Here is a 7,204-nt window from a genome sequence, read left to right on the forward strand (position 1 = left end):
AACTCAAACAGGCCCGTAATGCAAGATTTGAACGAAACAGGGGATTGAACAGCATTCTACTGGAGGATTTACCAGCTTAATTCAACCGAAAATAATTCCCATTTGGGTGAAGCGAAACAGGTGTTATATCCTATATATTAGCCTCCTGTATTCAATCAGTAGTAAATATCTTATGTTCATATCCATAAAGGTTGCATTTCGGATATAAAAATATCCAGGCCTTTCCTGAATCTCGTGATTTATTCCCGGTTGTATATTACGCTTAGCGCACCGGCTCGTCCTTAAAGTCCCTACCCCGAGCACCAAAAAACAATTGCCTCATTCCGCATCCCGTTTCATAATCGATCGATACGCATATCGGCCCATCGCATAAAACGACGCACCCGGAGCAATCCCGTGAAGAAACGCCTTTTCGTGATAGACGGACACGCCCTCTGCTACAGGGCCTATTTCGCGTTCATACGCAACCCCCTGCTCAACTCCAAGGGACAGAACACCTCCGCGATTTTCGGATTCAGCCGGATGCTTTTCAAACTCGTCCAGGACCAGTCCCCCGACTACCTCGTGGTCGCGTTCGATCCCCCGCGCAAATCGTTCAGGTTCGGGCTCTACAAGGAATACAAGGCGAACCGCGAAAAGATGCCCGACGACCTGCGGATCCAGATCGAGGAGATCAAGCGCCTGGTGGAGGTGCTGGGCATACCCCGCATCGAGGAGGCGGACTTCGAGGCCGACGACGTGCTGGGAACCATCGCGAAGACGTACGCCTCAAAGGACGTCGAGGTGGTGCTCGTGACCGGGGATAAGGACGCCTACCAGCTCGTGGGGAAAAATATTTCCATTTACGCCAACAGGAAGGGCATCACCGAGTTTGAGACCTACGACGCGAAGGCGGTGAAGGAAAAGCTCGGCATTACTCCGGCGCAGGTGGTCGACTATATGGCCCTCACGGGCGACACCTCCGACAATATCCCCGGGGTTTTCGGCGTGGGGGAGAAGACCGCGCAGAAGCTCATCGCGGATCACGGCTCGCTCGACGAGCTTTACGCGCACCTGGACAAGGTTAAGGGCAAGCTCCGGGAAACCCTGGAAAAAAACCGCGAAATGGCATACCTGTCGAAGACGCTGGTGACCATCCGGACCGATATCCCGCTCGAGCTTGACCTTGAGCGCGCTGCGCTGCCCGATTTCCGGACCCCCGCGGTGAGGGATTTCTTCACGGGGCTGGAGATGGATTCGATCGCGCGCGAGCTGTTCCCCGATGAGTCTGCGGAAACCGGCACCGCGCCCGCCAAAAAGGAGGCGAAGGATTACAGGATCGTGCGTTCCCCCGCGGATCTCGATGAGGCGCTGCGCGCGATCGCGAAGGCCGGCCTTGTCTCCGTGGACACCGAGACCACCTCGACCAACCCGGTCGCCGCCGAGCTCGTGGGGATATCGCTCTCCGTGGCCCCCGGTGCCGGCTGGTACGTTCCCATCATCACCCGGTCGCTGTTCACGGAGCAGGTGATCGACCGGGACGAGGCGCTCGCGATGCTCAAGCCCATGATCGAGGACGAAACAATCGCCAAGGTGGGACAGAACATCAAGTACGATATCATCGTGCTCGCCTGCGCGGGCATCACAATCAGGGGCGTTCGCTTCGACACCATGGTCGCCTCCTACCTGCTGGACCCCTCCGCGCGGCGCAACAACCTGGACGACATGGCCATGGACCTCCTGGGCTACAAGACCATCACGTACAAAGAGCTCACGGTTCGCGGGAAGGAAAAGCTCGATATCACCCAGGTGCCGCTCGCGGATCTCGCCGAGTACGCGGCCGAGGACGCCGATATTGCCCTGCGGCTCTACCATATCCTCGAGAAAAAGATCGCCGCGGAAAAGCTGGGCGCGCTGCTTGAGAAGGTGGAAATGCCGCTCATTCCCGTTCTCGCGCAGATGGAACGCACGGGCGTCCGCATCGACCTGGACTATTTCCGCGCCCTCGCGAAGGAAAACGACGCGCTCCTGGCGGAGGCGGAGGAAAAGATCTACGCGACCGCCGGGCTGCGCTTCAATATCAATTCCACAAAGGAGCTTTCGCGCGTGCTCTTCGAATCGCTGGGCCTTAAACCGGTCAAGAAAACCAAGACGGGATTTTCCACCGATATACAGGTCCTGGAAACGCTCGCGGGATCGCACGAGGTCATCGACTGGCTTATCGCGTATCGGACCCTTTCCAAACTCAAGGGAACCTACATCGATACGCTTCCCTCCCTGGTGATCGAGCGCACGGGACGGATCCACACGAGCTACAACCAGGCCGTGGTCGCGACCGGGCGGCTTTCATCGACAGACCCCAACCTCCAGAACATCCCGGTGCGCGACGAGTTCGGGAGGAAGATCCGCCGCGGCTTCGTTCCGGAGCGCGGATGGCTCATGATGTCCGCCGACTATTCGCAGGTCGAGCTCAGGCTCGCCGCGCACATTTCCGGCGACAGGACGATGATCGAGGCGTTCAAGGAGGGCGCGGACATCCACGCGCGCACCGCCGCGTCCGTATTTGACGCGCCCCTGGACGCGATCACCCCGGAGATGCGCCGCCGGGCCAAGATCATCAATTTCGCCACGATCTACGGGGTCTCGCCCTTCGGGCTCGCGCAGCAGGTCGATATCTCCATGAAGGAGGCCGCCGAGTTCATTAAACGCTATTTCGAGACCTACCCCGGATTCAAGCGCTACGTCGACGACACCATCGCCTTCGCGCGCGAACACGGCTACGTGGAAACGATCCTTGGAAGACGGCGCCCGATCCCGGACATCGATTCGAGCGCCCAGTTCAGGCGCGAGGGCGCGGAGAGGATCGCGATAAATACGCCGCTCCAGGGTACCGCGGCGGACCTTATCAAGCTCGCCATGATCGATATCGCCCGCGAGATCGAAGAGAGGAAATTCAAGGGGCGGATGCTCTTACAGGTTCACGACGAGCTCGTCTTCGAGGCGCCCCCCGAAGAAAAAGAGGATTTCGAGGAGATGGTGCGCCGGCGCATGGAGCACGCCATGGACCTTTCGGTGCCCTTAATCGTGGACATGGCCTGGGGCGAAAACTGGGGAGAGGTGCATTGAGAGAAGGAAAAGCCGTATCGGCGCCCGCGCCTATACCTTTAAAAGGGAGACGATATAGCGAATCATCTTGATGGTGTCCAGGCTGGTCGGATCGATCGACTCCAGCATCCCGATGCTGAAGACGATGGTCTGCGCGATGCGCGCGATGAATTCGGGACTGTATTCCGCCTCGGTATGGGCCTTCAATGCGCGCGTTTCCTCGATGAGCCCCTTGTACATGAGAAAATGCGACCGGATGAACTCGCGCACGGGACCCATGATCTTCTCGTCCTCGTACCCGTACATGATGATGTTCAGGAGCACCTTGGTGGTTTTCTTGTCCAGGATGAAGCGCTCCACGCTGTAGAGCGCCGACAGCCCTGCCTTCTCGCGCGAGCTGAAGTTGTCCTTTATGACCCGTGCATGCTCGAGCTCGATCTCCAAGAAAAGGTCACGGATGAGCTCCAGATACATGTCTTCCTTGGAGGGGAAATAATGCAGGATGCCTCCTTTGGAGTACCCGGCCTCCCGTGCGACATCCTCAACCGTGATGGTGGAATAGACATGATTTTCAAGAAGTGTTTTTAATACCTCGAGTATCTGCTTCTTCTTTTCCCTGGTTTTTTCTTCTTTATCCATTTTTCTCATGCGGACAGTACGGCGTGCCCGGGTCGTTCCGCGTGAATTACTACTTGATCTGAGTCTTGTGTAGTTTAAAATGGTATAAGTGCAACCACATTTCGTCCGGACGGTCGCTATTTTTTCAGATCGCCGGCCGTTTTTTCAGCCCGGATCTTGGCCGATTTCTTGTGTTTTGAATGTTTTTTGGACTTTTTTTTGATTTTGTCCGCGGATATCGCCTTTTTCACGTGCTGCGTGTCGGCCGCATACACGCCGGGAAGCCCCGTAAGGAAAAAACAGACCGCCAGTACACCTGTAATTGCCGCTTTAATCATAGATTTAACCCTCCAAAATGAGCCTGCGCCGGCACCGCGCCGCCCGGTCGCCAACAACTAGTGTCGGATATACTATCGGTCGGACCGGCCTGTTTGCTTAACCCCGGGCCGGTTTTCGTGAGGGGACTGCCGGGTTGTTTATTTACGATGCTCTTTCCAGCGGGTAATTTCTTCCATGTGGGTGCCGATAAGCATGGCCGCGTACACGGAAACGACGATCCCCATGACGATGCTGAACGGCACCTCGAGGTCGCCGCCAAACCTCCCGCGCATGGACACGAAATGCTCGCTGAACTGGACGAGGAAGATGCTTGCGAACAGGAGAACGCCCGTCCACACCCAGTTGAAGAGGGAAACGCTTTTCCGGTATGCGGGCTGGGAAAGGACCCGGTGGACGAGGTGAGCGCCCGCGAGCTCGTCCATAACGTAAGGCTCGAACGAACGCATATCCCGCGCGGCAAGATTGAACGCGTCGACCTCGGCCCTGCAGTGCGCGCAGCGCCGCACGTGGAGCATCATCGCGAGCGGCAAACGCCGGCCGTCGTCGAGTTCTAAAAATTTTCTCATGAACGCTTCACACTTCATGGTACGCCTCCGCTATCGTCCCCTTCAGGGCATCGCGCAGCATGTGCTTCGCCCTGAAGACATGCGACTTTATGGTGTTCACCGGAAACCCCGTAATGTCGCCAATCTCCCGGTACGAGAGACCGAAGAAGAAATAAAAATCCACGCATACCCGGTATTCCGGGGGGAGTTCCCCCATCGCACGCCTCAGGGCGCGCCCCACCTCCGCCCTCATATGCGCGCGTTCGGGCGAAAGCTCACCGCTTTCGGTAAATTCATCGACGAGACTGTCGCTTGGTTTCGCGGCCCTGGAACTATTGATCCCGTGATTATACGTCACCCTCACGATCCACGAATAAAAGCGGGACTCCCCCCTGAATGACCGCAGGCTTCCGTACGCCTTCAGGAAAACCTCCTGCGTAAAATCCGCCGCGTCATCCCTGTTTCTCAGGAACTTCATCCCTATCGTGAAAACCCTGTTCCGGTAGCGCTCTATAATCTCCTTGAAAAGATCGATATTTCCGTTTAAGACCCTTGCGACAATCTGCTCATCGGTGAGTTCTTCATGATCCCTTTTCATTGGATCGCAGGTTCTTCTTGATGATAAAAAATGCAAACAGGCTCAGGCCCGTGGAAAGGGGTATAATGCCGCTAAGAACCGAATAGCTGAGACCTTCTTTAAGCAGGAAGAACAGGGTGAGGCTTCCCCCTATACCCAGCAGCATGAGACCCGCGAGCAGGCTGAACGATTCGAGATCGAAATTCTTCTTTTGGACGATATCCTTCTGGATCAGGAACATGCGCTGTTTATGCCACCACATAAGGTAAAAAAACAGCACCACGCTCCCCATCACGATTCCCACGATGGGAATTATCGAGACCAGTATGTTGACCGCGTCGGATTGAGCTGACGCCATGTGCGCCTCCTTGAAAAAGCTTGATACTCACCCCACATTCTATCCCCCGGACGGCCGCTGCCAAGCTTTTTTCCGGGAATGAGGTCCGCTGCTCATTGAAAGACACATAAACCGGCCCAGGGGTTTCAATTATTTGATTAATAACGGGATTTTACGGGGATGCGGTGTGAAAAGGCATGGCGGGCGCCGATATCGCCTCTTTACAAGGAGAGCGCGTCTCACACCCGGTAAAAAGCCACCATGCAGAGGGCTTGAAACCAGGTTCGTTCCGATTTGGTCACAAGTTAAAATCGATTGACGCCGCTAACCGATGCGGTATTCTAAATTTTCCTCGCATTGGGCATGCAAAAAGAGCGCTCGATTCTAAGAACCGGGAGAGTGAAATGAAAAATATAAGCCCTAGACATCTCCTTTTCCCATTATACCTTGCCGGAATCCTGCTTTTTCTTTTCACCTTGTCTTTCTGCAATTTATATTCGGACACCGTTGTGGAGGATATACCTAAAAGAGATATATCCGAAAAATTAGTGTGGTTTTCACTAGGTTTTGGAAAAGGAACCTTCCAGGGAGGAAGTGTCGGGGATACCGAACATAATGGATATTCAAAAAATGCATTATGCGGAATTTTGAGCGGCTCATATTACAATAAAAGCTATCCCTTTTTTCACACGATCAGGCAGGCAAGCCTAATGAGTCTGGATCTGTTTGACAACATGCCGGAATCGGTGAATGATTTTGGCTACCTTATAGGAATAATAGCTAAGGGCCGATTCGCCTATTTGTCAGCAAGTGGAGGATTAAGCTATGTAAGCGGACGGTACAGGGGCGAAATAATTGAAGAGAACATGTTCGGAACTGACTACAAGGAAAAGAAATTCAAGACGGTAGGTGTTCCACTTCAGGCGGAGCTGTTCCTTACACCGTTTACTTGGTTGGGAATAGGGTGTATTGCATTTTATAATATTAACTACATCCGGCCTTTTATGGGGATTAATGCATGCGCGCAACTGATTTTGTGAGGGATGTTCTTTTTTGTGAAGATTTTTGAAATTCACAAAATATTTGAAGAAAGTACGTCCTCTTTCCGGTGAAGACGTTCAAGTGTACCATCCACTTCTCGATAGTTTCTCTATTATAGACTGCCTCTCCCCGGCAAAAAGCCCATTAGCGGAGGGCTCAATAGGCCAGCTCCCCTCCGGGGAGCTTTATATGAGAGAGGATTTTGTGCTATAACAGTGAACAGGTGGTCTGCCTTTGAATTTTCTGCAATTCGCTTACTCTATCTTTAGAGTCAAGATTGTCGATTAGAATGCGGAATATTATTATTCCTTTATCGCTGTCGGCTTCAATAATTTTGTCGTATTTATTATCGGAAACCGCGTTTCTATTATTTTTGCTTACTACTACAATGCTCAGTTTTTTTGATTTTGCCTGCACGTCATTCAGGGAAAAATAATTGTCGGTACGCGAATTGAACAATGACATGGACCAATACGTATCCTGGGGGATTATGGCATCGATCTTCAAGGGTCGCTCGCTCACATCGTACCTGAGTCCCGAATATAAAAGATCCGGCGAAGGAGCGACAACCCCTCGCGACTCGGAGGTTACCAGTCCGCCATAATCAATCCGATTATATATCCGTTTGAATGCGACATGCATTATAATTCCGGGGATGCTCGT

8 protein-coding genes are annotated in these 7,204 nt (G+C 53.6%); 2 read left to right on the plus strand and 6 right to left on the minus strand.

The annotated features are described in order from the left end of the window. Positions 1-312: 312 nt before the first annotated feature. Entirely contained in the window at positions 313-3,105 is a 2,793-nt protein-coding gene (gene polA, locus EPN93_15355; GenBank protein TAL32846.1) for a DNA polymerase I, read from the plus strand. A gap of 30 nt (positions 3,106-3,135) precedes the next feature. Here polA and EPN93_15360 read toward each other — a convergent pair whose 3' ends face one another. From EPN93_15360 to EPN93_15380, 5 genes are all read right to left on the minus strand, one after another. After that, on the minus strand, positions 3,136-3,732 hold the full coding sequence (locus tag EPN93_15360; GenBank protein TAL32847.1) for a TetR/AcrR family transcriptional regulator: 597 nt from the start codon (positions 3,730-3,732) through the stop codon (positions 3,136-3,138). Between the two features lie 107 nt (positions 3,733-3,839). Then, a complete protein-coding gene (locus EPN93_15365) occupies positions 3,840-4,094 on the minus strand; it encodes a hypothetical protein (GenBank protein ID TAL32848.1) in 255 nt (84 codons plus the stop codon). 84 nt (positions 4,095-4,178) lie between these two features. Next, the gene (locus EPN93_15370; protein ID TAL32849.1) at positions 4,179-4,625 is read right to left on the minus strand and encodes a hypothetical protein; all 447 of its coding nucleotides are present in this window, start codon (positions 4,623-4,625) and stop codon (positions 4,179-4,181) included. Next, entirely contained in the window at positions 4,615-5,184 is a 570-nt protein-coding gene (locus EPN93_15375; GenBank protein ID TAL32850.1) for a sigma-70 family RNA polymerase sigma factor, read from the minus strand. Before EPN93_15375 ends, EPN93_15370 begins: the two co-directional genes overlap by 11 nt. Beyond that, positions 5,168-5,521, minus strand: a complete 354-nt coding sequence (locus tag EPN93_15380; GenBank protein TAL32851.1) for a hypothetical protein — start codon at positions 5,519-5,521, stop codon at positions 5,168-5,170. The genes EPN93_15375 and EPN93_15380 overlap by 17 nt, the downstream gene beginning before the upstream one ends. A 383-nt stretch (positions 5,522-5,904) precedes the next feature. Between EPN93_15380 and EPN93_15385 the strand changes: the two genes are divergently transcribed. Then, positions 5,905-6,540, plus strand: a complete 636-nt coding sequence (locus tag EPN93_15385) for a hypothetical protein (protein ID TAL32852.1) — start codon at positions 5,905-5,907, stop codon at positions 6,538-6,540. Between the two features lie 208 nt (positions 6,541-6,748). Here EPN93_15385 and EPN93_15390 read toward each other — a convergent pair whose 3' ends face one another. Next, positions 6,749-7,183, minus strand: a complete 435-nt coding sequence (locus EPN93_15390) for a DUF1254 domain-containing protein (GenBank protein TAL32853.1) — start codon at positions 7,181-7,183, stop codon at positions 6,749-6,751. Positions 7,184-7,204 lie beyond the last annotated feature (21 nt).

Source organism: Spirochaetota bacterium (genome assembly GCA_004297825.1).
GTDB lineage: Bacteria > Spirochaetota > UBA4802 > UBA4802 > UBA5368 > FW300-bin19.

What these genes read in the sequence shown, in the direction of transcription:
- EPN93_15360 (TAL32847.1), bottom strand. Translation starts at nt 3,732, where the DNA reads ATGAGAAAAATGGATAAAGAAGAAAAAACCAGGGAAAAGAAGAAGCAG.
- EPN93_15370 (TAL32849.1), bottom strand. Translation starts at nt 4,625, where the DNA reads ATGAAGTGTGAAGCGTTCATGAGAAAATTTTTAGAACTCGACGACGGC.
- EPN93_15375 (TAL32850.1), bottom strand. Translation starts at nt 5,184, where the DNA reads ATGAAAAGGGATCATGAAGAACTCACCGATGAGCAGATTGTCGCAAGG.
- EPN93_15380 (TAL32851.1), bottom strand. Translation starts at nt 5,521, where the DNA reads ATGGCGTCAGCTCAATCCGACGCGGTCAACATACTGGTCTCGATAATT.
- EPN93_15385 (TAL32852.1), top strand. Translation starts at nt 5,905, where the DNA reads ATGAAAAATATAAGCCCTAGACATCTCCTTTTCCCATTATACCTTGCC.
- EPN93_15390 (TAL32853.1), bottom strand. Translation starts at nt 7,183, where the DNA reads ATGCATGTCGCATTCAAACGGATATATAATCGGATTGATTATGGCGGA.